The sequence below is a fragment of the Streptomyces silvae genome, assembly GCF_016745505.1.
GTDB classification, from domain to species: Bacteria; Actinomycetota; Actinomycetes; order Streptomycetales; family Streptomycetaceae; genus Streptomyces; species Streptomyces silvae.
Genome location: NZ_JAERUC010000153.1, coordinates 1 through 21,109, shown reverse-complemented (window position 1 = coordinate 21,109; position 21,109 = coordinate 1). Strand labels below are relative to the sequence as shown.

Annotated in this window: 21 protein-coding genes and 1 pseudogene; 10 read left to right on the top strand and 12 right to left on the bottom strand. The window is 71.6% G+C overall.

Going from position 1 to position 21,109, the window contains the following annotated elements:
- The first annotated feature begins 24 nt into the window (after positions 1–24).
- Both JKV81_RS24450 and JKV81_RS24445 read left to right on the top strand, forming a co-directional pair.
- A complete protein-coding gene (locus tag JKV81_RS24450; protein ID WP_202077795.1) occupies positions 25–3,114 on the top strand; it encodes a glycoside hydrolase family 3 N-terminal domain-containing protein in 3,090 nt (1,029 codons plus the stop codon).
- A 61-nt stretch (positions 3,115–3,175) separates the two neighbouring features.
- Positions 3,176–4,576: a hypothetical protein gene (locus JKV81_RS24445; protein ID WP_202077794.1), complete on the top strand. Its 1,401-nt coding sequence runs from the start codon at positions 3,176–3,178 to the stop codon at positions 4,574–4,576.
- 25 nt (positions 4,577–4,601) lie between these two features.
- Here JKV81_RS24445 and JKV81_RS24440 read toward each other — a convergent pair whose 3' ends face one another.
- On the bottom strand, positions 4,602–5,189 hold the full coding sequence (locus JKV81_RS24440; protein ID WP_202077792.1) for an MSMEG_1061 family FMN-dependent PPOX-type flavoprotein: 588 nt from the start codon (positions 5,187–5,189) through the stop codon (positions 4,602–4,604).
- 153 nt (positions 5,190–5,342) lie between these two features.
- Here JKV81_RS24440 and ppk2 point away from each other — a divergent pair, with 153 nt between their 5' ends.
- Positions 5,343–6,296, top strand: coding sequence for a polyphosphate kinase 2 (gene ppk2 / locus JKV81_RS24435; protein ID WP_236057606.1), 954 nt, complete (start codon positions 5,343–5,345; stop codon positions 6,294–6,296).
- Between the two features lie 6 nt (positions 6,297–6,302).
- On the opposite strand, the gene JKV81_RS24430 is transcribed toward ppk2, so the two are convergent.
- Both JKV81_RS24430 and JKV81_RS24425 read right to left on the bottom strand, forming a co-directional pair.
- Positions 6,303–7,067, bottom strand: coding sequence for a DUF4097 family beta strand repeat-containing protein (locus tag JKV81_RS24430; RefSeq protein ID WP_202077788.1), 765 nt, complete (start codon positions 7,065–7,067; stop codon positions 6,303–6,305).
- Between the two features lie 54 nt (positions 7,068–7,121).
- Positions 7,122–7,988, bottom strand: a complete 867-nt coding sequence (locus JKV81_RS24425; protein WP_129265625.1) for a hypothetical protein — start codon at positions 7,986–7,988, stop codon at positions 7,122–7,124.
- Positions 7,989–8,070: 82 nt separating this feature from the next.
- Here JKV81_RS24425 and JKV81_RS24420 point away from each other — a divergent pair, with 82 nt between their 5' ends.
- Entirely contained in the window at positions 8,071–8,535 is a 465-nt protein-coding gene (locus JKV81_RS24420; RefSeq protein WP_129265626.1) for a GNAT family N-acetyltransferase, read from the top strand.
- A gap of 19 nt (positions 8,536–8,554) precedes the next feature.
- On the top strand, positions 8,555–8,995 hold the full coding sequence (locus JKV81_RS24415; RefSeq protein ID WP_129265627.1) for a hypothetical protein: 441 nt from the start codon (positions 8,555–8,557) through the stop codon (positions 8,993–8,995).
- 63 nt (positions 8,996–9,058) lie between these two features.
- Here the strand turns inward: JKV81_RS24415 and JKV81_RS24410 are convergent.
- The 5 genes and pseudogenes from JKV81_RS24410 to JKV81_RS24390 form a co-directional block, all read right to left on the bottom strand.
- Positions 9,059–9,733 (bottom strand): annotated as a pseudogene (locus JKV81_RS24410) (cellulose-binding protein); the annotation flags it as partial.
- A gap of 187 nt (positions 9,734–9,920) precedes the next feature.
- Positions 9,921–11,300, bottom strand: a complete 1,380-nt coding sequence (locus JKV81_RS24405; RefSeq protein ID WP_202077786.1) for a cellulase family glycosylhydrolase — start codon at positions 11,298–11,300, stop codon at positions 9,921–9,923.
- A gap of 117 nt (positions 11,301–11,417) precedes the next feature.
- Entirely contained in the window at positions 11,418–12,251 is an 834-nt protein-coding gene (locus tag JKV81_RS24400) for an SMI1/KNR4 family protein (RefSeq protein WP_202077784.1), read from the bottom strand.
- 10 nt (positions 12,252–12,261) lie between these two features.
- Positions 12,262–12,573: a DUF397 domain-containing protein gene (locus JKV81_RS24395; RefSeq protein ID WP_202077781.1), complete on the bottom strand. Its 312-nt coding sequence runs from the start codon at positions 12,571–12,573 to the stop codon at positions 12,262–12,264.
- Positions 12,570–13,391: a helix-turn-helix domain-containing protein gene (locus JKV81_RS24390; protein ID WP_202077779.1), complete on the bottom strand. Its 822-nt coding sequence runs from the start codon at positions 13,389–13,391 to the stop codon at positions 12,570–12,572. The genes JKV81_RS24395 and JKV81_RS24390 overlap by 4 nt, the downstream gene beginning before the upstream one ends.
- A 112-nt stretch (positions 13,392–13,503) precedes the next feature.
- Between JKV81_RS24390 and JKV81_RS24385 the strand changes: the two genes are divergently transcribed.
- From JKV81_RS24385 to JKV81_RS36345, 3 genes are read left to right on the top strand one after another with little or no spacing between them, the layout of a single operon-like run.
- On the top strand, positions 13,504–13,950 hold the full coding sequence (locus JKV81_RS24385) for an ATP-binding protein (protein ID WP_202077777.1): 447 nt from the start codon (positions 13,504–13,506) through the stop codon (positions 13,948–13,950).
- A gap of 15 nt (positions 13,951–13,965) precedes the next feature.
- Positions 13,966–15,003, top strand: coding sequence for an NAD(P)/FAD-dependent oxidoreductase (locus JKV81_RS36350; protein WP_236057596.1), 1,038 nt, complete (start codon positions 13,966–13,968; stop codon positions 15,001–15,003).
- Positions 15,000–15,638, top strand: coding sequence for an SAM-dependent methyltransferase (locus JKV81_RS36345; RefSeq protein ID WP_129265634.1), 639 nt, complete (start codon positions 15,000–15,002; stop codon positions 15,636–15,638). The genes JKV81_RS36350 and JKV81_RS36345 overlap by 4 nt, the downstream gene beginning before the upstream one ends.
- A 62-nt stretch (positions 15,639–15,700) precedes the next feature.
- Here the strand turns inward: JKV81_RS36345 and JKV81_RS24375 are convergent, their stop codons facing one another.
- Positions 15,701–16,318 (bottom strand): YceI family protein, encoded by a 618-nt coding sequence (locus JKV81_RS24375; RefSeq protein ID WP_202077775.1) that lies wholly within the window; start codon positions 16,316–16,318, stop codon positions 15,701–15,703.
- A 231-nt stretch (positions 16,319–16,549) separates the two neighbouring features.
- Here JKV81_RS24375 and JKV81_RS24370 point away from each other — a divergent pair, with 231 nt between their 5' ends.
- Positions 16,550–17,074, top strand: coding sequence for a hypothetical protein (locus tag JKV81_RS24370; RefSeq protein WP_099174284.1), 525 nt, complete (start codon positions 16,550–16,552; stop codon positions 17,072–17,074).
- A gap of 69 nt (positions 17,075–17,143) precedes the next feature.
- Here the strand turns inward: JKV81_RS24370 and JKV81_RS24365 are convergent, their stop codons facing one another.
- The 3 genes from JKV81_RS24365 to JKV81_RS24355 all read right to left on the bottom strand — a co-directional run bounded on the left by JKV81_RS24365 (position 17,144) and on the right by JKV81_RS24355 (position 20,182).
- The gene (locus JKV81_RS24365; protein WP_236057593.1) at positions 17,144–17,392 is read right to left on the bottom strand and encodes a hypothetical protein; all 249 of its coding nucleotides are present in this window, start codon (positions 17,390–17,392) and stop codon (positions 17,144–17,146) included.
- Positions 17,393–17,519: 127 nt separating this feature from the next.
- Entirely contained in the window at positions 17,520–18,842 is a 1,323-nt protein-coding gene (locus JKV81_RS24360; RefSeq protein WP_129265637.1) for an amidohydrolase family protein, read from the bottom strand.
- Positions 18,843–18,970: 128 nt separating this feature from the next.
- The gene (locus tag JKV81_RS24355) at positions 18,971–20,182 is read right to left on the bottom strand and encodes a glycoside hydrolase family 64 protein (protein WP_187281888.1); all 1,212 of its coding nucleotides are present in this window, start codon (positions 20,180–20,182) and stop codon (positions 18,971–18,973) included.
- A gap of 625 nt (positions 20,183–20,807) precedes the next feature.
- Between JKV81_RS24355 and JKV81_RS24350 the strand changes: the two genes are divergently transcribed.
- Positions 20,808–21,109, top strand: a 302-nt coding sequence (locus tag JKV81_RS24350; protein WP_307820594.1) for a carboxyl transferase domain-containing protein, incomplete at its 3' end; no start/stop codon positions are given.

Below are 21,109 nucleotides of genomic sequence, written 5' to 3'. Positions count from 1 at the left end.
CCGACACACGGAAGAGAGCCGCACATGCCACGCACCCCGCACGCCCGCGCCCGACACCGCGCGAGACCGGCCACGGCCGCGCTCGCCGCGGCCACCGTCCTCGCCTCCCTGCTCGCCGGGGCCGTCCCCAGCGCGGCGGCCGGCGCCGAGGACGACCCCGCGCCCGTCCTCGTCGACCGCTTCGAGGGCGAGGTCCCGCTCGGCGGTCCGCCCGCCGACTCCCTCTTCACCTGGGGCGGAGACACCGACGACCACCCCGCCCTCACCTTCGAGGAGCGCGCCGACGCACCCGAGGGCGCCAAGGTCCTGTCGGGCACCTACGACATCAGCTCCTACGGCGGGCTCAGCCACGAGTTCGCCGTCGACCAGCCCCCGAAGGACTGGACGGCCCACAAGGGCATCCGCTTCTGGTGGTACGGCCAGAACACCGCGCCCCTGCCGCCCGGTTCGGGCAAGCGGATCAACTTCGAGATCAAGGACGGCGGAGCCAACGGCGGCGCCTCCGAACTCTGGACCACCTCCTTCACCGACGACTGGGAGGGCTGGCACCAGGTCGAGATCCCCTTCGCGGACTTCGTCTACCGCGCCGACTACCAGCCCGTCGGCGGCATCGACCAGATCCTCGGCCTGAACGAGATGTGGGGCTACGCCCTCACCCTCCCGACCGGCGCCCCCGGCTCCTTCGCCATGGACGCCGTCGAGCTGTACGGCAAGGCCGACCCGGCCCTCAAGGCGAGCGTCGTCGTCGACTCCGCGGTGCACCCGGTCAAGGAGGGCGGCACGGCGGACATCAAGATCTCCGTCGCCACCACAGGATCGGCCCCCGTCGAGGAGCCCGTCACCGTCGCGTACACGACCAAGGGCGGCAGCGCCGAGTCCGGCAAGGACTACACCCCGGTCACCGGCACCCACACCTTCCCCGCGGGCACCGCCTCCGGCACCACGCACACCGTCTCCGTGCGCACCACCAAGGACAAGGGCGCCGAGTCGGCGGAGACCGTCCCGCTCGAACTCACCGTCACCGGGGCCAAGGCGCCCAAGGAGAACCCCCAGGTCGTCATCGACGCCCACGGGCTGCCGTACCAGAACGCGAAGCTCCCGGTGAAGCAGCGCGTCGCCGACCTGCTCGCGCGGATGTCCCCGGCCGAGAAGGCCGGCCAGATGACCCAGGCGGAGCGCAACGCGCTGCGGTCGCAGGGCGACATCGCCACGTACGACCTCGGCTCGCTGCTCTCCGGCGGCGGCTCCGTGCCCACCCCGAACACGCCCGAGGCCTGGGCGAAGATGGTGGACGCCTACCAGCTGCGCGCGCAGGCGACCCGCTTCCAGATCCCGCTGATCTACGGCGTGGACGCGGTGCACGGCCACAACAACGTCATCGGCTCGACGATCATGCCGCACAACATCGGCATCGGTGCCGGCCGCGACCCGAAGCTCGCCGAGAAGACGGGTGCGGTCACCGCCAACGAGGTGCGCGCCACCGGCATCCCGTGGGACTTCGCGCCCTGTGTCTGCGTCACCCGCGACGAGCGGTGGGGCCGCTCCTACGAGGCGTACGGCGAGGACCCGGCGCTGGTCGAGGCCATGGAGACGGTCATCACCGGCATGCAGGGCAGCCCGTCGGGCAAGGACCTCGCCCGCAACGACAAGGTGCTGGCCAGCGCCAAGCACTTCGTCGGCGACGGCGGCACCGAGTTCGGCTCGTCCACCACCGGCTCGTACACCATCGACCAGGGCGTCACGAAGGTCACGCGCAAGGAGCTCGAAGCCGTCCACCTCGCGCCGTTCGCGGAGTCCGTGAAGCGGGGCGTCGGCACGGTCATGCCGTCGTACTCCTCGCTGGACGTCCTCGGCGACGACGCGGGCCCGGTGAAGATGCACGCCAACGCGGAGATGATCAACGGCGTGCTCAAGGACCGGATGGGCTTCGAGGGCTTCGTCATCAGCGACTGGCAGGCCATCGACCAGATCCCCGGCGACTACGCGAGCGACGTGAGGACCTCGGTCAACGCCGGACTCGACATGATCATGGTCCCGACCGCGTACCAGGACTTCACGAAGACGCTCCAGGACGAGGTCACCGCCGGCCGGATCGAGCAGGCCAGGATCGACGACGCGGTGTCCCGGATCCTCACCCAGAAGTTCCGCCTCGGCCTCTTCGAGAAGCCGTACGCCGACACCTCCAACCTGGACGAGGTCGGCTCGGCGGCCCACCGCGCGGTCGCCCGCGAGGCGGCCGCCAAGTCCCAGGTGCTGCTGAAGAACGACGGCGCGGTCCTCCCGCTCAAGCCCTCGCAGAAGGTCTACGTCGCCGGGTCCAACGCCGACGACCTCGGCAACCAGGCCGGCGGCTGGACCATCAGCTGGCAGGGCGCCTCCGGCGCCACCACCACGGGCACGACCATCCTGGACGGCATCGAGAAGAACACCTCGTCGGCCACCTGGTCCCAGGACGCCTCCGCACCGACCGCCGGGTACGACGCCGGTGTCGTGGTCGTCGGCGAGAAGCCGTACGCCGAGGGCATCGGGGACGTGGGCAACGGCCACGACCTGGAGCTCACCGACGCCGACAAGAAGGCGATCGACACGGTCTGCGCCGCCATGAAGTGCGCGGTCCTCGTCGTCTCCGGCCGCCCCCAGCTCATCGGCGACCGGCTCGGCGACATCGACGCACTGGTCGCCTCCTGGCTGCCGGGCACCGAGGGCGACGGCGTCGCCGACGTCCTCTACGGCAAGCGGGCCTTCACCGGGCAGCTCCCGGTGACCTGGCCGAAGTCCGAGGCGCAGCTGCCGGTCAACGTCGGTGACGCGACGTACGACCCGCAGTTCCCCTACGGCTGGGGACTGACCACCCTGCGCAAGCCCCCGGCGGGCGGCGAAGCCACCCTGACCGCCCTCGCCGTCGCCGCCCAGCTCGCCGAGCGGGCGGGCCTCGGGAGGACCGCGGCCGGCAAGGAGATCGTGGACCGGGCGAGGCTCCTGGTCCAGCAGAGGACCGGCGGGAAGCTGACCGCGGCGGTGTCCAAGCCGTTCGCCGAGGCCGACCACCTGCTGCTCACCGGTGATCTCACCGGGGCGGTGGCGAAGCTGCGCGCGGCGTACCGCGCCGTGTAACAGCATGAAGGGGACCCGGGCGGGCGACGCATTTGTCGCCCGTTCGGGTTACTTTCGGAGTATGCGGAAGAGGCTGTTCGCTCCCCTGTGGGCCTGCCTGCTGCTGATCCTCTCGGCGGCCGTGCTGGCCATCGTCCCCGCTGCCCAGGCCGCCGCCCCCTCCACGATCGACGACGTGGCCACCGCTCTGCGGGAGGACCCCGTCTACGTCGACCCGGCGGCGTCCGGCCAGCTCTCGGCGTCCCAGGAGGCCGCCCTGGAGAAGAAGATCGTGGACGCCGACAAGCCGGTCTTCGTGGCCGTGCTGCCCGCCACGTCCGAGTACCCGCCCGACAACCTCCTCCAGAACCTGCGCACCGACACCGGAGTCACCGGCGTCTACGCGGTCCGGCTCGGCGACGGCTTCGACGCGGGCGCCGACCCGCAGGTGATGCCCACCCGGGCCGTCGAGAACCTCACCACCGCCGTGAAGGCGCCCGGCGCGGACACCGACGCCGCGACCCAGCTCAACGCCTTCGTGGACCGCGCCGTGGACGAGGCCAACGGCAGCGCCCCGGCCTCCTGGTCCGGAGGCGCGGCGGACGACGGCGGCCGCAACGGGCTCCCCGTGGCCGGTCTGATCGTCCTCGGAGGCGTCGTCCTGCTCGGCGGAGGCACCGCGCTCGCGGTCTCCCACCGCAACAGGAAGCGCAAGGAGGAGGAAGAGCAGGCCTCCCTGGAGAAGCTCCGGGTCGTCGTGGACGAGGACATCACCGCGTACGGCGAGACCCTGGACCGGCTGGACTTCCATCCCGCCGAGAAGGGCGCGGACAACGCGATGCGCATCGACTACGAACGCGCGCTCGACTCCTACGAGGACGCCAAGTCCCGCATGGGCAACGCCCGCCACCCCTCCGACGTACGCGGAGTGACCAAGGCGCTGGAGGACGGCCGCTTCTCCCTCACCGTCCTGGAGGCCCGTCGCAAGGGCCGCCCGCTCCCGGCCCGCCGCCCGCCCTGCTTCTTCGACCCCCGGCACGGCCCGGCGGTCGCGGACGTCCTGTGGACACCGTCCGGCGGCTCGGCCCGTGAGGTCCCGGTCTGCGGCGCGGACGAGGTCAGGCTGCGCGAGGGCGAGGCCCCGATGAGCCGCACCGTCGACGTCGGCGACGGCCGGCAGCGCCCCTACTGGGAGGCGGGCCCGGCCTACGGCCCCTGGGCCGGCGGCTACTTCGGCGGCGGCCTCCTCCCGGGCCTGCTGGTCGGCACCATGCTCGGCTCGATGCTCTCCACCCCGGCGTACGCGGCGGAGTACGGCGGCGGTGACTTCGGCGGAGGCGGCGGCGGTGACTGGGGAGGCGGCGACGTCTCCGGCTCCGACTTCGACTCCTCCGGCTTCGGCGGCGGCGGCTTCGGCGACGGCGGCGGATTCGGAGGCGGCGGTTTCGGCGACGGCGGAGGCTTCGGAGGCGGCGGGTTCTAGCCACCGCCGGCCCTCCGACAGCGGCTCAGGCCTTCCCGGCCGCGCCCTCCCACGTCTCCGGGGCCCACATGCCCGAGCGCTTCAGCGACGCCGGGCAGTGCAGATAGATCTCGTCGATCTCCACGACCAGCGCCAGGTCGGGGCGCCGGCCCTTCACCGTCATCGCGTCGAAGAAGGGCGCGTCCGTGAGGATGCGGGCGCGCCCGTTGATCCGCAGGACGGTCATCGCGCCGGGTATCAGGTAGAGCAGGCCGACGTGCGGGTTGGACAGGATGTTGTGGAAGCTGTCGCCGCGCCGGTTGCCCGGCAGATCGGGCAGGGCGAGCGTCCGCGCGTCCAGGACCCGCGTGAAGCCCGGTTCGCCGCCGCGCGGCGAGGTGTCGCAGTTGCCGTCGGCGTCCGAGGTCGAGACGGCGCAGAACGGCGCACGGGCCAGGAGGTCCAGGTCGGCCTCGGTGAGCTCCTCGTGGACCTTGTCGATGACGAGCGGCCACGGTGTCCCGAGGATCTCGCGCAGCTGCTCGGCGGACCGCAGGGGCACCGCGCCGGCCAGGGGGTCTCCGCCGGGGGCGGGCGCGTCGGCGGTGACGGCCACGGGCGCGGCGTTCGACAAGGGAGTCTCCGTACCTCGTGGGGGCGCGGCAGCGAATCGCTGACCTGGAACTGTCCGGTCAACCTTACGTATTCCCGGGGGCGCGCCCGTGGCGGGGCCGCACACCGTCCGCGCCCCTGTTGGCGCGGGGCGCCGTCGGGTGCCAGGCTTGGCCTGGTGGAACGTGACCGGGTGGAGAAGCAGCTGCTGGACGGCCTGACCGTCGACACCAGCCGGCCGGAGCAGCCGATCCTGCTCGACGAGTCCGGCCTGCCGATCAGGACCTGGCGCGAGAACTACCCGTACGACCGCAAGATCCGCCGCAAGGAGTACGAGCGGATGAAGCGCGTCCTGCAGATCGAGATGCTCAAGCTCCAGCGGTGGACCAAGGACACCGGCGCCCGGATCGTCGTGGTCTGCGAGGGGCGGGACGCGGCCGGCAAGGGCGGCACCATCCAGCGCTTCACCGAGCGCCTCAACCCGCGTGGCGCCCGCATCGTGGCCCTGGACAAGCCCACCGACCGCGAGCGCGGCCAGTGGTACTTCCAGCGTTACGTCGCCCACCTGCCGGGCCCCGGCGAGCTCGTCTTCTTCGACCGCTCCTGGTACAACCGCGCCGGGGTCGAGCGCGTCATGGGCTTCTGCACCCCGCCGGAGTACGAACGCTTCCTCCGGCAGTGCCCGGCCTTCGAGGAGATGCTCGTCGACGACGGCATCATCATGGTCAAGTTCTGGTTCTCGGTCTCCCGCGCCGAGCAGCGCACCCGCTTCGCGATCCGCCAGGTCGACCCCGTCCGCCAGTGGAAGCTCTCGCCGACCGACATCGACTCCCTCGACCGCTGGGACGACTACACCACGGCGAAGGTCGACATGTTCCGCGCCACCGACACCACGCACGCGCCGTGGACCGTCGTGAAGAGCAACGACAAGCGCCGGGCCCGCCTGGAGTCGATGCGCAGCCTGCTCGCCCGCATCGACTACACGGCGAAGAGCGACGAGGCCGTGGGCAAGCCGGACCCCCTCGTCGTGGGCCCGGCCGCCACCCTGCTGGAACCGGGCGAGGAGGACAGCGCTCTCTCGCCCACCCGCCTCGCCCCGCACGCCGAAGGGCCGGGCGAGCACCCCTGAGGCGTCTCAGTCGCGTGCGGCCGTGACGTCACCGTTGACGGTCGCCAGTGTCATCCCGTGCCCGTCGCGCTCCGTGGCGGAGGGCACCGTCACCGAGGTCCGGCCGTTCTGTGTCGTCGCGTCGACGGCGTAGGCGGGCGCGTCGTGGGGGAGCGCCACCCGCACCGAACCGTTGGTCGTGGCCGCGTCCAGACGGGACGGCGAGGTGGTGCTGCCGAGCGTCACGTCCCCGTTGACGGTCTCGGCGTGCAGGTGGGCCGACTTCAGGGTCCCGGCGCGCACGGAGCCGTTGCGGGTGGCCAGCCGGACGGTGGCGTCGTCCAGGCCGGACCGGGCGACCGTCACGTCCCCGTTGACGGTGGTCAGGTCCAGCGCCGACGCCACGCCCGCCACGTCGATCCCCGCGTTCCTGGCGGTGACCGTCACGGACACGCCCGCGGGAACGCCGACCGCCGGCATACGGGTGCACGGCCCGCCGTCGGCGTTCCCCTCGTCGCCGTCCTGCCCCGGGCAGGTCAGGTCGAGGACCCAGGTGCCGTCGCGGTGGGACCAGCTGCTGTCGATCCGCCCCCCGGCGACCACCCGTTCGTCGTCGGAGGGCCGCAGCCGCACCCCGTTGTCGGTCGTGATCACCAGATGCGAGCCGCGCCCCAGCTCGGGCGGTCCTGCGTCCGGCCGTGCGCCGGGGTCATGGCCGCACGCCGCGAGGAGGGGGACGACCACCAGCAGCGAGGCCCGGCGCCGTCCGTGCGTGAAAGCCGTGATGTCCATGACTCCACGTCTTCCCCGCCCCGGCTCATCGATGGCATGCCGCCCGAACACCGCTCAGCGGGAGAGGAGCTCGATCAACTGGTACGGGACCAGGAAGAACCCGAGGGCCAGCAGTGACGTGCCGCCGAAGCCGACTCCGATCGTCCTGAGCACCCACGTCCGCAGGGGCAGGACGGCCTTGACCCGTTCGACGCGTCGGGGGTCGTAGACGGCGGCCACCTGGCGCGGTGCGAGGCTGACGGGCGCGGCCGCATGGTCGGGCTCGAAGAACCGCCGCACGCCCTCCGCGTCGACGTAGCGGTAGATCTCCTTCTTGCCCTGGGTGTGGTCGGACGTCGCCAGCACCGAGATGCCGCGACGGCGCAGAAGGCATCGGTCGTACAGGTTCTTGGCCGCCATGCCGTAGAGGAGGAGGCCGAAGGCGAGAGGCTTCAGGCCGAGGAGCCAGAAGATCACCCCGAGCACGTCCCCGTCCATGATCAGGACGAGCAGGCCGCCCACATAGAGGGCCACGGGGGCCAGGACAGCCGCGATCACCAGCCGGTCGCGGGGAGACCTCCTGTTCCGGTCCGCCGCACGGGGAAGCACGGCGACCCGCGCGGCGCCGTCCTCGCGCGGTGTGTCCACGTCCCGTGCGGGCAGCGCCCGCGCGGTCGCGTCCACGAAAGCCGTCGCGGACGCGGCGTTTCGGCAGTCCACCCGGTAGACCGTGCCCGATGACCCCGCGGGAGCGGTCAGGACGACCTCCACCGCCGGACGGCGCACCCCGTCCAGGCGGACCTCCTCAACGGCCTCCAGCGGTATGCGTCTTCGGACCCCGCCCTGTTCGAGCAGTATCGAGCGGCTCTCCAGGGCGAAGGAGCCGGAACGGCTGCCCACGGTCAGGGAAGGCAGGGCGGAGGAGCTGGAGCTGGAAGTCATAGCGGGACTTTAGCCATGATGTCCGGGAAGCGGCATCCGATTGCCGTGCGGGCAGGGCGAGTTCGTCTGCGAAGCTGCATGAGTGAACATCAGACTCGCGCAGGAGAAGGACCTCGCCGGCCTTCTCGACCTCGCCGCCCAGGTCGAGGACTGGTTCGGGCCGATGGTGGAGGAGCCCGGTTTCCACCGCGCCGTGGAGGAACACATCGGCCGGTCGGAGGCGCTGGTCGTGGAGGCCCCGGACGGGCACCTGGCCGGCGGGCTGCTGTTCGGCGCGGTGCCCCCGGCCTACCACGTCCACTGGCTCGTCGTGGGGGAGAAGGCGCGCGGGACCGGTGTCGGACGGGCGCTGATGGCGGATGCGTTCCGCAGGTACGTCCGGGGCCCGGGCACCGTCGAGGTGATCACCTTCGGGGCCGACCACCCGGGTGCCGTGGCCAGCGGGGCGCGGGTCTTCTACGAACGCCTCGGTTTCACACCGGCCGAGGCCGCGGAGCCCGGTCCGGAGGGCGGTTCACGGCAGGTCTACCGCCGGACCGTCGCCTGAACGGAAAGGGGAAACGGGGATGGGTCTGATCCAGCGGCTCTGGGCGGGCGGAGAGCTGCCGTTCCGCGACGGGCTGTACCGGGCGGACGACACCGGCCTGGAGCTGTACGTGGACGGGCCCGGGGCCTACCACCCGGACGCCGGACAGCCCATCCCCTTCCGGCTCGGAGGGCCGCTCCGCGTGGCCGAGGCCGTCGCGGAGGACGGCACCACCGAGGCGGACCCCTGCTTCGAGAGCCCGCTGCCCGACGGGTCGGGCTGGATCACCGGGGGAGGCGGCGGGATGGGCAACATCGGCTATATCGCCCGCCTGGACGCCGACCGCTCCCTGCGTTGGGTCGCCGCGATGTGGGCCTCCAACCCGTTCGTGAGCGTGCGCTACGCGGGGACGACCGCCGTCCTCACCAACGACTGGCGGAACCGTCTGACCCTGGACCTCACCGACCCGGCCCTCTCCTGACGCCCGAGGGGCCTGCGCCGGAGCACCGGGGAAGGCGGTTCCCCCCGGCGCCCCGACGGGCCGTCAGCAGTCGACGGGCGCGGAGCCGACCGTCACATCGTCGAACCACAGGGTGTCGTCACCCGTCCCGTAGCTCTCCCAGCCCAGCCGCAGCGCGGTGGGCCGAGGCGGGGTGGTGCGGGCGAGCCACTGCTGGTCGATGTCCTGCGTCGGGTCACCGTCGGCGTGCAGACCCGGGACCAGTTCGTCGCCCAGCCAGGTGACGAGGCCCGGCGCCGTGGTGTCGATCGAGAAGCGCAGGCACTGCCAGCTGTCCGTCGGCAGCGGCCTGCTCAGCGCCACACCGGCCGGGCTCTGGGCCGGCAGGGTGGCGTCGTCGACCTCCCGGTTCCACTGCAGGGCCCCGTTCTGGCCGCCGACGCGCAGGCTCCGCCCGTCCTGCGAGGTGTCGGGCAGCGAGACGAACGTGACATGGGCGGTGGGCAGCGCGGTGGTGTGCCGCACCCACATGCGTACGTACACCACCGGGCCGGCCGAGGACAGGTCGGCGGTGGACGCGACGAAGGCGTGGTTGCAGTAGCCGGTTCCGCCGTCGACCCGCAGTGATCTGCCGCCGCTGTGCGCCACTTCGGTGTCGACGGCTGCTGTGCCGGTGCCCTGGCAGTCCGGCGCCGTGAACTGCCAGTCGCCGGACGGCACGGGCCCGGTCTGGTCCTCGAAGTCCGAACAGATCAGGGCGCCGTCGGCCGGACAGCCCGCCTCCGCGCCGCTCGCGGCATGCGCCGAGAAGCCGGTCGCCAGCAGGGCGACCGCCGTGAGGGCCGCCGCCCATCGTGATCGTGAGGGAAGGATGCGCACGTGTACCTCCGAGTCGGGGGTGAGGTTCCGTGCGGCGGGGCTCCTCGCCGGAGCCCCGCCGGGGGCGTCAGCTCGTGGGGAAGCTGTCGGGCGTGCTGATCCGGTTCTTGAGCAGCGCCCCGGACTCGGTCAGCACACCGCTGCTGCTGTAGTCGCCGCCCTCACAGGTGCCCGGCCGGAACGCCGCACTGCTCTCCGGGGCGTCGGAGTACGTCCAGTTCGCGTAGCTGATCTTCAGCTGGTCGAGCAGGTCCAGCCAGGCCGTGGTGCTCGCCTGGTCCATCGCACCGCCACCGGTCGCGCTCACCGTGCCGAACTCCGTGACGAACAGCGGAAGTCGCGAGGCCGCCCGGCTCACCGTCGCACGGTAGGAGTCCTTGTGGCTCGCGGCGTAGAAGTGGAACGCGTACATCAGGTTCGTGGCGTTGACCGGGTTGTTGACGACCTCGTTCTCGTCGGACCCGTCCGAGACGCCCAGCGAGGACCAGCCGCGGGTGCCGACGATGACGACGGCGTCCGGGTCGGCGGCCCGGATCACCGGGATGACCTGCTCGGCGTAGCTCTTGATCGCCGACCAGCTCACGCCGTTGGGCTCATTGGCGATCTCGTAGATCACGTTCTTCTTGCCGGCGTTACGGGCGGCGACGGAGGCGAAGAACGTCTTCGCGCGGTCGAGGTTGACGTTCGGGTCGCCCGGCGTCAGGGTGTGGAAGTCGATCAGCGCGTACATGCCCCGCGCCTCGGCCTCGTCCACGAGACCGTTCACCCGGCTGGTGAAGCCCGCCGGATCGGTCTCGTACCCGTCCTCCTGTACGTACATGGCGATGCGCAGCAGGTCCGACTTCCAGTCGTTCGCCAGCGCGTCCAGCGATGCGGCGTTGTAGCACTGGCTGAACCACTGGATGCCGTGCGTGCTCATGCCCCGCAGCTGGACGGGCCGGTCGTACTGGTTGCACAGGTTCACACCGCAGACGTGGAGCTGCCCGTTGACGTCCACGGGGGTGCCCGCGTCAGGGTCGGGCGTGGGCTCCTCCAGGGCGCCCGTGCAGGCGACACCGTTGAGCGTGAACGCCGTGGGCTTCGGGTTGGCGCCGGTGAAGGAGCCCGCGAACCCCAGATCGACGGCCGCGCCGGTGGCCAGCGTGCGGTTCCAGTCGAGACCGACGGCGGTGACCCCGGAACCGGACTGCGACCACGTGGCGTTCCAGCCCTGGGTGACCTTCTGCCCGGCGTCCGGCAGGGCGAATGCGAGCGTCCACCCGGTGGCGGGGGCACCCAGGTTGGTCACCTTCACCCCGGCCTGGAAGCCGCCCTGCCACTGGCTGGTGACCGTGTACTCGACCGTGCAGCCGGTGGCGGCGGAGGCCGCTGCTTGCGGGGGGCTGACCGCTGCGGTGAGACCCAGGACGGTGGCACAGGTGGCCAGTAAGGCGAGCAGGCGTTTCATGACGTTCCTCCTCGTACGAAGCGGTGGGGGGTGGGAGCGCTCCCAAGGTCCATCGGGCCGAGACCGTACACGGTGCGCCGATGCGCGTACAGACATCCGGCAGGCTTCGGTGCGGAATCAGGCCCAGGACGAGGTGCCGTGGATGGTGTCCGCCGACTCGACGGGGCAGCCCATGAGTTCCACGGCCGCGAGCACGGCACGGCGGGCCTCCGTGCTGTCCGCCGGCGGGAACGCGACCCGGAGCTGATGGCCGTAGGCCGACTCGTACGTCATGAGCCAGCCGGCCCCGTCCACGGCGAAGTGGTCCTGCCGCTGGCCGTCGTACGCGTAGTCGCCGCGGTCCGACGTGGGGCCGAGCGCCTCGCGCAGGATCCGCAGACGCTCGGCGTACGGACGCGGCCCCTCGCCCAGCCGTACGTACACGTGGTCGAGCGGGATCCCGGGGTCGAACCAGGGGGCGAGCTCCGGCTCGTGGTGGAGGAGCTCGGAGGTGATGCGGCGGCTCGTCAGACCGTCGAGGAACGCGCCGGCCCCGCAGTCGAACCGCTCGTAGTCGTCGTCCCGCGACCAGATCACCACGGGCCAGGCCTCGGGAGGCCCCTCGGTCAGCCAGCAGACGTGCGCCGCGCTCTCCGTCACCGCCCAGGCGAGCAGGCCGCCGGGCTCGGGGAAGAGCGGGTAGGGATAGCCCTCGGGGCGGCCGTCGCGCAGGGGGCCGTAGTCGTCCAGGAGGTCCGCCGTGAGCGGGACCGGGTTGTCGTCACCGAACGGGGTGCACAGGCACAGCGCTCCCCAGAAGTCCCCGCGTCCGTACGTCGCGACCAGCTGCTTGAAGTCCTCCGGCAGCGGGGTGCCCAGCCGACGCTCCGCCTCCGCCCAGTCGCCGTGGCCGTCGACCGCCACGGCGGGCGGACGCACGCGCTCGACGATCCGGGCGAGAGGGTCGGTCATGCGGCGCCCTTCAGGCGGCGGAGGCGACGAACGCGGCCCAGGCGGCCGAGGGCACGGTCAGGACCGGGCCGTCGGTGACCTTGGAGTCGCGGATGTGTACGGCGGCGGGGTGGGCGGAGACTTCTACGCAGGCGCCGCCCTCGCTGGCGCTGTAGCTGGACTTGCGCCAGTCGTAGGCGACCTCAACGCAATCGCCGCCCTGGTCGCTGCTGTAGCTGGACTTGCGCCAGTCGTAGGCGACTTCGAGGCACGCGCCGCCCTGGTCGCTGCTGTAGCTGGACTTGAACCACGAGAGATCCGTGCCGTGTGCTGCGCGAGTCATGACTCTCCAAGCAGGTCGTCCAGTAGGCGCGCGCTGTTCTCCACGGAAAGCGCCTGCGAACGCAGCATCCCATATTTCTGCTGGAGGACGCTGACGTCATCCGGATCATCGTGGAGCACGCTGGTCAGCTGGGCCTCCACGTAGGCCAGATGGTCGTGATCGGGGGTTTCCAGCAGGACCATCGGCCCCGCCAGACCGGCGTGTTTAGGGAGCCGCATCGGCATGATCTGCAGCCCCAGGAAGGGGAGTTCCATGCACTGCCGCAGGTGCTGGATCTGCTCCCGCCGCACGGTGGAGTCCCCGATCTCACTGCGCAGGATGCTCTCCTCCAGGATGAAGTGGAGCATCGGCCGTGGCCTGCGTTCGAGAAGCCGCTGCCGGTCGAGTCGGGCGGCCACCCACTCCTCCCGCTGCTCCTCTTCGAGGGGCGGGAAGAGGCACGAGAACACGAAGCGTGCGTACTCCTCGGTCTGGAGCAGTCCAGGCACGACCTGGGTTTCGTACCAGAGCAGCGTCACCGCCTCCTGCTCGTACTCCACGAAGTCCTGCACGAACGCCGGGAACCGCTCCTTCTGCGGCACCTTCGCCACCGCGACCCCCAATGCCCCCTTCGTATCCAGGAGTTCGTCCAGCTGTGCCGCGAAGTCCGCCTGGAGGGCGCGGCGCCCCTGCTCGATCGAGGCGATCGTGTCCTCGCCCACGCAGAACCGGTCGGCCAGCGATGTCTGCGTGTGCCCCGCCGCGCGGCGGAACGCGGCGAGCTGTGCGCCGATCACATGCCAGGACGTGACCCGCTTGTTCCTCTTCACCGAGTGCATGACGTGCCTCTCCCCGTACGCGAACCCCGCCGGACCCGTCAGCGCTCGTACAAACGCGGTGTACGACCTGACACGGTGACCCAGAGTAGTGACGAGCTGTGACAGTCGTCCCGTGAATGAATCAACACAACTCCCCTCCTTCCGTGAGGCGTTCTACCGCCGTGAGCGCAGGTCGGTGCCCCTCGTGCGCCAGTTCGTCCGGGAGGCGCTGCTCGACTGGGCGTGCGAGGCGGACCTCGACGACGTACTGCTCTGTGTGAGCGAACTCGCGACGAACGCGCTGCTGCACGGCGTCCCGCCCGGCCGGGGTTTCCGGGTCCAGCTCACCTGCGGGAGCGTGCTCCGGATCGAGGTGCACGACAGCGGCGGGGGGCGGGTCGGGGAGCCGGAGGACCCCGGGCCCCTCGCCGAGTACGGGCGCGGCCTCGCGCTCGTCGGGGCGCTCGCCGATGCCTGGGGGGTGGGGGAGCGGGATCCGGGGAAGATCGTCTGGTGCGAGTTTGCCGGTTCGGCAAGCAGGTTTGTCGAATCGGGGCCGCGCGCGCACCATCTCCCGTAACAGGAGGTGTTCCGCATGAGCGAGAAGGACCAGCGGTACGACGTGGTGGTGATCGGCGGCGGGGCCGCCGGGCTGAGCGGCGCGCTCGCCCTGGCCCGGGCGCGGCGTTCCGTGCTCGTGATCGACGCGGGGAGCCCGCGTAACGCACCGGCGTCCCATGTGCACAACTACCTCGGCCGGGAGGGCACCCCGCCCTCGGAGCTGCTGGCAGCGGGCCGGGCCGAGGCGGCGGACTACGGCGCCGAGATCGTCCGGGGGCACGTCGTCTCGGCCGAGAAGCTGACCGACGGCTTCCGCGTCGTGCGGGAGGACGGGAGCACCGTCCACGCCCGCCGGCTGCTCGTGACGACCGGGATCGTCGACGAGCTGCCGCAGGTGGAGGGCCTGGCCGAGCGCTGGGGCCGCGAGGTGCTCCACTGCCCGTACTGTCACGGCTGGGAGGTGCGGGATGCGACCGTCGGCATCCTGGCGACCAGCCCCATGGCCGTGCACCACGCGCTGCTCTGGCGGCAGTGGACCGACGACGTGGTGCTGTTCCGGCACGGGCAGCCCGACTTCGGTGACGAGGAGTACGAGCGGTTCGCCGCCCGGGGCATCTCCGTGGTGGACGGCGAGGTGGCCGCGCTGGAGGTGACCGGCGACCGGATGACCGGGGTGCGGCTGGCCGGGGGCACGGTGATCCCGTGCGAGGCGCTCGTCGTCCAGCCGCGCTTCACCGCGCGGTCGGCGGTCCTGGAGAGCCTCGGCCTGGTGCCGACCGAGCTGACCATGGGCGACCAGGTCATCGGCACCTACATCGCGGCCGATCCCGCCGGGGCCACCGACGTGCCTGGGGTATGGGTCGCCGGTAACGTCGCCAACCTCATGGAGCAGGTCGTCGGCGCGGCGGCGGCCGGGCTGAAGGCGGCCTCGACGATCAACATGGACCTCGTCACCGAGGACACCGCCCGCGCGGTCGACGCCCGCCGCGCGCCCTTCTCGGCCGAGGCCGAGCGCCAGGTCACCGAGCGTGTGCTCGGGGACCGCCGTCACGGACTTCAGGAGATGAAATGACCACCGACAGCACCCGTACCGACGCCGAGATGTGGGACGACCGCTACCGCGAGAGCGACCGGATCTGGAGCGGGAACCCCAATGTCGTCCTCGTCCGTGAAGTGGAGGACCTGAAGCCGGGGCGCGCCCTCGACCTCGGGTGCGGCGAGGGGGCCGACGCGGTCTGGCTCGCCCGGACGGGCTGGCAGGTGACCGCCACCGACATCTCGCGCGTCGCCCTGGAGCGGGCGGCGGTGCACGCGGCCGACGCCGGTGTCGCCGACCGGGTCGACTGGCAGTGGCACGACCTGGGGGCCTCCTTCCCGGAGGGGGAGTACGACCTGGTGTCCGCCCAGTTCCTGCACTCGATGGGTGATCTGCCCCGCGAGGAGATCCTGCGCCGGGCGGCGGGGGCCGTCGCACCCGGCGGCGTCCTCCTGATCGTCGGGCACGCGGGATTCCCCTCCTGGGAGCACGACCACCCGGACATGGAGCTGCCCACGACGGACGAGGTCCTCGCCTCCCTCGAACTGCCGGAGGGGGAGTGGGAGGTGCTGCTCAGCGAGGAGCACGAGCGCATCCAGAACGACCCCGACGGCAACCCCACCACCCGTACGGACAACGCGCTGAAGGTGCGCCGCGCGGCCGGCCGCTGACACGCCGAGCGCCCGCCGGCCTCCCCTTCGGGGAAGCGGCGGGCGCGCTCGGTGCGGGGATGTCAGGCCTGCGGGGCGGCCTTGATCGCGGAGATGTCGAAGTTCAGCTTGACCTTGTCGCCGACCAGCACGCCACCGGTCTCCAGCGCCGCGTTGTAGGTCAGGCCCCAGTCGGAGCGCAGGATCTCGGCGCTGCCCTCGAAGCCCACGCGCTGGTTGCCGTAGGGGTCGGTGGCGGAGCCGTTGAACTCCAGGTCGATGGCGAGCGGCCGGGTGACGCCCTTGATCGTGAGGTCACCGGTGACGCGGTACGCGTCGCCGCCGAGCTGCTCGGCCGCCGTGGAGCGGAACGTCATCAGGGGGAAGGCCTCGGCGTCGAAGAAGTCGCCGCTGACCAGGTGGCCGTCGCGGTCGGCGATGCCGGTGTCGACGCTGGCGATCTTCACGTCGATGGACGCGGTGGAGGCGGACGGGTCCGTGCCGTCCAGCGTGAGGGTGCCCTCGTGCTCACCGAAGGAGCCGCGCACATTGGTGACCATGGCGTGGCGCACGGTGAAGCCGATGCTGCTGTGGGCCGGGTCGATCGTGTACGTGCCGGTCAGGGCGGCCAGCGCCGGGTCCACGGCGAGGGTGGCGGTGGTGGACGGGGCGTTGTTGTTCCTGCGGTTGAACAGAGCCATGGCTCCTCCTCGGGGGACGGTTCAGACGAGTGGCCGTCGAAGGTTTGTTTAACCTTCAACGAGATTGACTGTAGACCCATCTTGTTCAAAGTTCAACATCAAGGGTCCAGGCCCGTCCGAAAGTCGCGGGCGGGGCACCGTCCGCCCTCTGTCGCCCCCTGGCGGACGCGCGTAGAGCTGGGGCACTATCTCCCTGCCCCCAAAATTGTCATGAGCAGGAGGATTTCCCCCATGCAGACCCGTCCCCGACTCCGCTCCGCCCTCGCCGCTCTCGCCCTCGTCCTCGGCGCGCTCTTCGCGCCCGGCGTGGGCATCCTCGGCGGCGGCGCCACCGAGGCGCACGCCGCCACCAAGCTGACCCACTCCCAGGCGACCTCCCGCTTCAGCTCGTCCGGGATCACCTGGTCGTCCTCGGGCGGCTGTTCCAACCGGAACGTCTCCACCTGCACGTCCTTCGACCAGCTCAACCTGACCAGCGCACAGGGCGCCCAGACCCTGAAGAGCGCCACCGGCTGCGCGCTCAACATCACCGGGGGTACGGAGACCGGGCACGCCAGCGGCACCTACTCGCACTGGAACGGCTACAAGCTCGACTTCGGCAAGACCACCTGCCTGACGAACTACGTGAAGGGCACGTTCGCCTACATCGGGGTGCGCGGCGACGGCGCCCCGCAGTACCAGTCCGGCTCCGGCAACGTCTACGCGGACGAGGGAAACCACTGGGACGTGACGTACTACAACTGCGGCGGCTGCTGAGCCCCGTACGCACGACAGGTGCCCCCGTCCGGACCGGACGGGGGCACCTCGCGTCCGGATCGCCCCCGGTCAGACCTGGGGCTTCAGCGCCGGCCCGAGCGAGGCGAACTTCTCCTTGCTGATCACCCGGCGCGGCGGCCAGGTGATGTTCTCCGGCGGCCAGCTCTGGCCGGTCTTCTTCAGGAACCGGGCGGGCGGCTCGTACATCGGCGGCTCGTAGCCGTCAGGGAGGGCGGTCTTCCAGGTCAGGTCCTCCGTCCGTTTCCCGGACTCCTCCTTGATGCCGCGCAGCAGTTCCGGCTGGAGCAGGAGGTCCACGGCGGTCGCGGCCAGATACGCCGCGGCGGCCTTGATCGCCGCGTGGCCCGGCGCCGATCCCGCGCAGGAGGCGGTCGACCAGGTGTAGTTACACGTTCCACCAGCGGTACGGACGGAGCTTTCCGGCTCAGGGGCAGAGCGCGGACAGGACGCCGGCGCCGAGGACACCGGCGCGGTCGACGGCGATCCGGCCCTCCTTCACCACGGCCAGGATGTGGGCCGGATCGCCCAGGGACGCGATGTCGGACAGGGGGTCGACGTCCGTGACCACCAGATCGGCCGCCTTGCCCGCCTCCAGGGTGCCGGTGACCTCGTCGACACCGCACAGCCGCGCGGCGTCACCGGTCGCTGCCACGATCGCCGCCATCGGCGACAGACCGGCGATCTCCACGAGCAGCCCGAGCTCCTGGAGGTTGTGCCCGTGCCCGACGGCCAGGCCGCTGTCGGTCCCCATCGCGATCCTGACCCCCGCCGAGGCCGACCGGGCCACCGACTCCTGGGCGATCCGGTGCCAGCGCACCCCCTTCTCGTACGCCGACGGGGAGGTGCGCGCCGGGTCCAGGTCCTGCGTCGTCTCCAGCAGCGTGGGCACCAGGAACTGACCCCGGTCCGCCATCTCCGCCCGCAGCTCGTCGTCCAGGGCGTAGCCGTGCTCGATGCTGCTCACCCCCGCGCGGACGGCGGCCTCGATGCCGGGCCGTCCGATGGCGTGCGCGGCGACCGGCAGGCCGCCGTAGGCCTGGGCCTCCTCGACGGCGGCCCGGATCATCTCGGGGCGCAGCCCCAGCCACTCCGGCCGGTCGTGCGGGGAGGTGACACCGCCGCTGGTGGCGAGCTTCACGCAGTCGGCGCCCGCCGCGACCAGGTCGCGCACCCGGGCCCGCATGTCGTCGACGGAGCCGACCAGGCTGCGCGGGCTCTCGGGAAAGGTGACGGCCAGCGCGAGCCCGTCGATGCCTCCGGCGAGGGTGAAGTCGGCGTGGCCGGCGCGCTGGCTGAGCATGGTGACCGAGACCAGCAGCCGGGGTCCCGGGATCCGCCGCTCCGCCACCGCCTGCCGGAAGCCCGCGTCCAGTCCCATCAGGTCCCGGGCGGTCGTCACCCCGTTCTCCAGGGTGACGCGCAGCCGGTCCAGGACCTTCAGGGCGCGGTAGGTCGGCAGCTCCCCGAGCCCCTGGAGAGGATTGCCCGCCGGGCCCGGCAGGGCGAAGTGCACATGGGTGTCGATGAAGCCGGGGCACACGGTCCGGCCACCGAGATCCAGCCGCCTCGCCGGTCCGAGCGCGGCGGGGAGCCCGGCCTCGGGACCGGCCCAGCGGATCACCTCCCCCTCGATCAGCAGCGCCGCGTCGGGGACCGGGGCGCGGCCGGTGCCGTCGATCAGACGCAGGCCATGGAGGAGGACCCGCTCAGCGGGGTCACCGGCGGGGTGCTCGTCGAGGGAGGACATCTGCCAACGGTCCACCCCCGGGACCGGCGGCGCAGGGTGCGCTGGGCCGCTCGGGTGCAGGACGCGGCCGTGCCCGCCCGCCGCGGACGGGCGGCGGACGGGCACGGTGTCACAGCGTCACGGGTGGGTCAGGAGCCGACGCTCACCGTGAAGCGCCGCGGGTTGCCGTCGTGCGCGGCCCCCGACACGTCCGGCTCGCCGTCCGGGCGTACGTCGTCGTAGGGGAACGCGTAGCCGATCGGGGAGTTCGCGTGGACGACGCGCGACCAGTGGTTGGTCACCGCGCCCTTGTAGTAGTCGGCCACCGAGGTGCCGTTCGGCTGGCTGGGGTGGCTGAGCATGATCGAGCGGTTGAAGCCCGCCGCGATCCTGGCCAGCAGCGCCTTCTTGTCGTCGGAGTCCGCCGGGTCGTTCGTGAAGGGCCCGTGGTTGCAGGTGAAGATGTCCTTCGACGTCGGCTTGACGAAGGTGTGGCCGCCCTCGAACGTCAGGGTGTCGCCGCTGACCCGGCCGGCGAGCGTGCCCCGGCCGCCCTGGAGGTCGATCTTCAGGTCGGTGGAGCGGTACTTCTCCCAGACCTCGTCGATCTGCGCGGTGAACAGGTCGCGGAAGGGCATCTCGTCCGGGCGGTCGAAGAACGGCGCCATCAGGTTCTGCGGCGAGACCACCCGCAGGACCTGCCCGTCCGAGCCGCGGGTGACCAGCTTGTCCCAGGGCTGCCCGTCTGCGGCGGCCTGGGCCGTGAGGTCGTCGGCGATGCGCTGGACCGCGCCGTCCGGCAGCGGGGCCACCGTGTGCGTCTCGTCGCCCTCCAGGGTCAGCCCGATCGGCAGCGCCGTCACCAGGTCGACATAGCTGATGTTCGCGTACAGCTGCTGCGGGTTGAAGGTGAACTCGCAGAACGACCAGGTCCTGCCGTAGTTCGGGTCGGTGGGCGTCGCGAAGGCCGGCTCGACCAGGGACGGCCCCGGGTTGAGGTAGAAGTCCAGCTTGTCGTCGCGGACGAAGTAGACCCGCGCCCCGTACATCTGGGGGAGGGTCAGGACCACGGGCGCGCCGCCCGCGGAGTTCAGCGGGATGGCACAGTCCACCGGCAGCGGGGTCTGCGGGGCGCCGGGGGAGTCGGGGCGGTAGACGCTGCCGTCGGGGCGCAGCAGCACCCAGCGGTCCGTGCCCTGCTCGTGCCCGGTGACGTACGCGTGCACCGTGCCGGGCAACGAGCGGTTCTCCAGGGCCAGTTCGCAGGTGGCGGCGGCCGCCGACGTGCGAGGGCTCAGGGCGCTGCCCCAGAGGGGATAGGTGAGCGCGGTCGCGGAGGCGGCGGCGCCCGTCAGGAACATTCTGCGCGAAATCACGGAGGAACTCCCGAGGTGTGGGGGTCGCAGACAGGGATGTGGTGTGGTGCGGGGAGGCGGAGCGGTGGGGCCGTCTGCGGTGCGCACCACTCTCGCGATGCCTCCGGTGAGCGTCAAGAGTTATGACTGAGAGCGCTCTCAAGAAGTCTTCGTTCTTCACAACTCGACGCTCCTGGCCGGGTTTTGGCCACGCCTGGTCGATCACCGCCTGCGCGGAGTGAACAGGAACTGAACGCGACGGCCGCCCGGGGTCCGGCGCCCCTGCGGCCGGCGGGCGCGTACTGTCTGTTTCGCCCCCGGGGAGCGGTCCGGGGTGCGGAGCCGTCGCTCGCGGAGCGCGTTCCGGCGAGCCCGGTCCCGGTGCCGGCCCTCTGCCATTTGCGGTGTGCGCAGTCGCCCGCCCCGGTGGATCAGCGGCGTGGCGCGCGGACCGGCGTGTGTCGGGCGCCACACGCCCCTCTTTGTCGGAGCCCTACAACGCGAGAGCCCTGTGAGCTGGCAGATGGGTTGCATGGTGCCCGGCTTCTGTCAGGTGCCACCAGGAAACCGGGCAGGAGACTGTCCAAAGTGAACGGCAGGGTTTACGCGGTCGGGTTCGTAGGGTCGACGTATGACCGTTGTGGACGAAATCCCGGGCGAGCCGAGCGACACGCGTGGCCGGGTGGCCGAACTGCTGGCGCTGCGTGAGCAGGCCCGGCGTGGACCGAGCGACCGGGCGACCGAGGCGCAGCACGCCAAGGGCAAGCTGACCGCGCGGGAGCGTATCGAGCTGCTGCTGGACGAGGGATCGTTCAAGGAGGTCGAGCAGCTGCGCCGGCACCGGGCGACCGGCTTCGGCCTGGAGGCGAAGAAGCCGTACACCGACGGTGTCATCACCGGCTGGGGCACGGTCGAGGGCCGCACGGTCTTCGT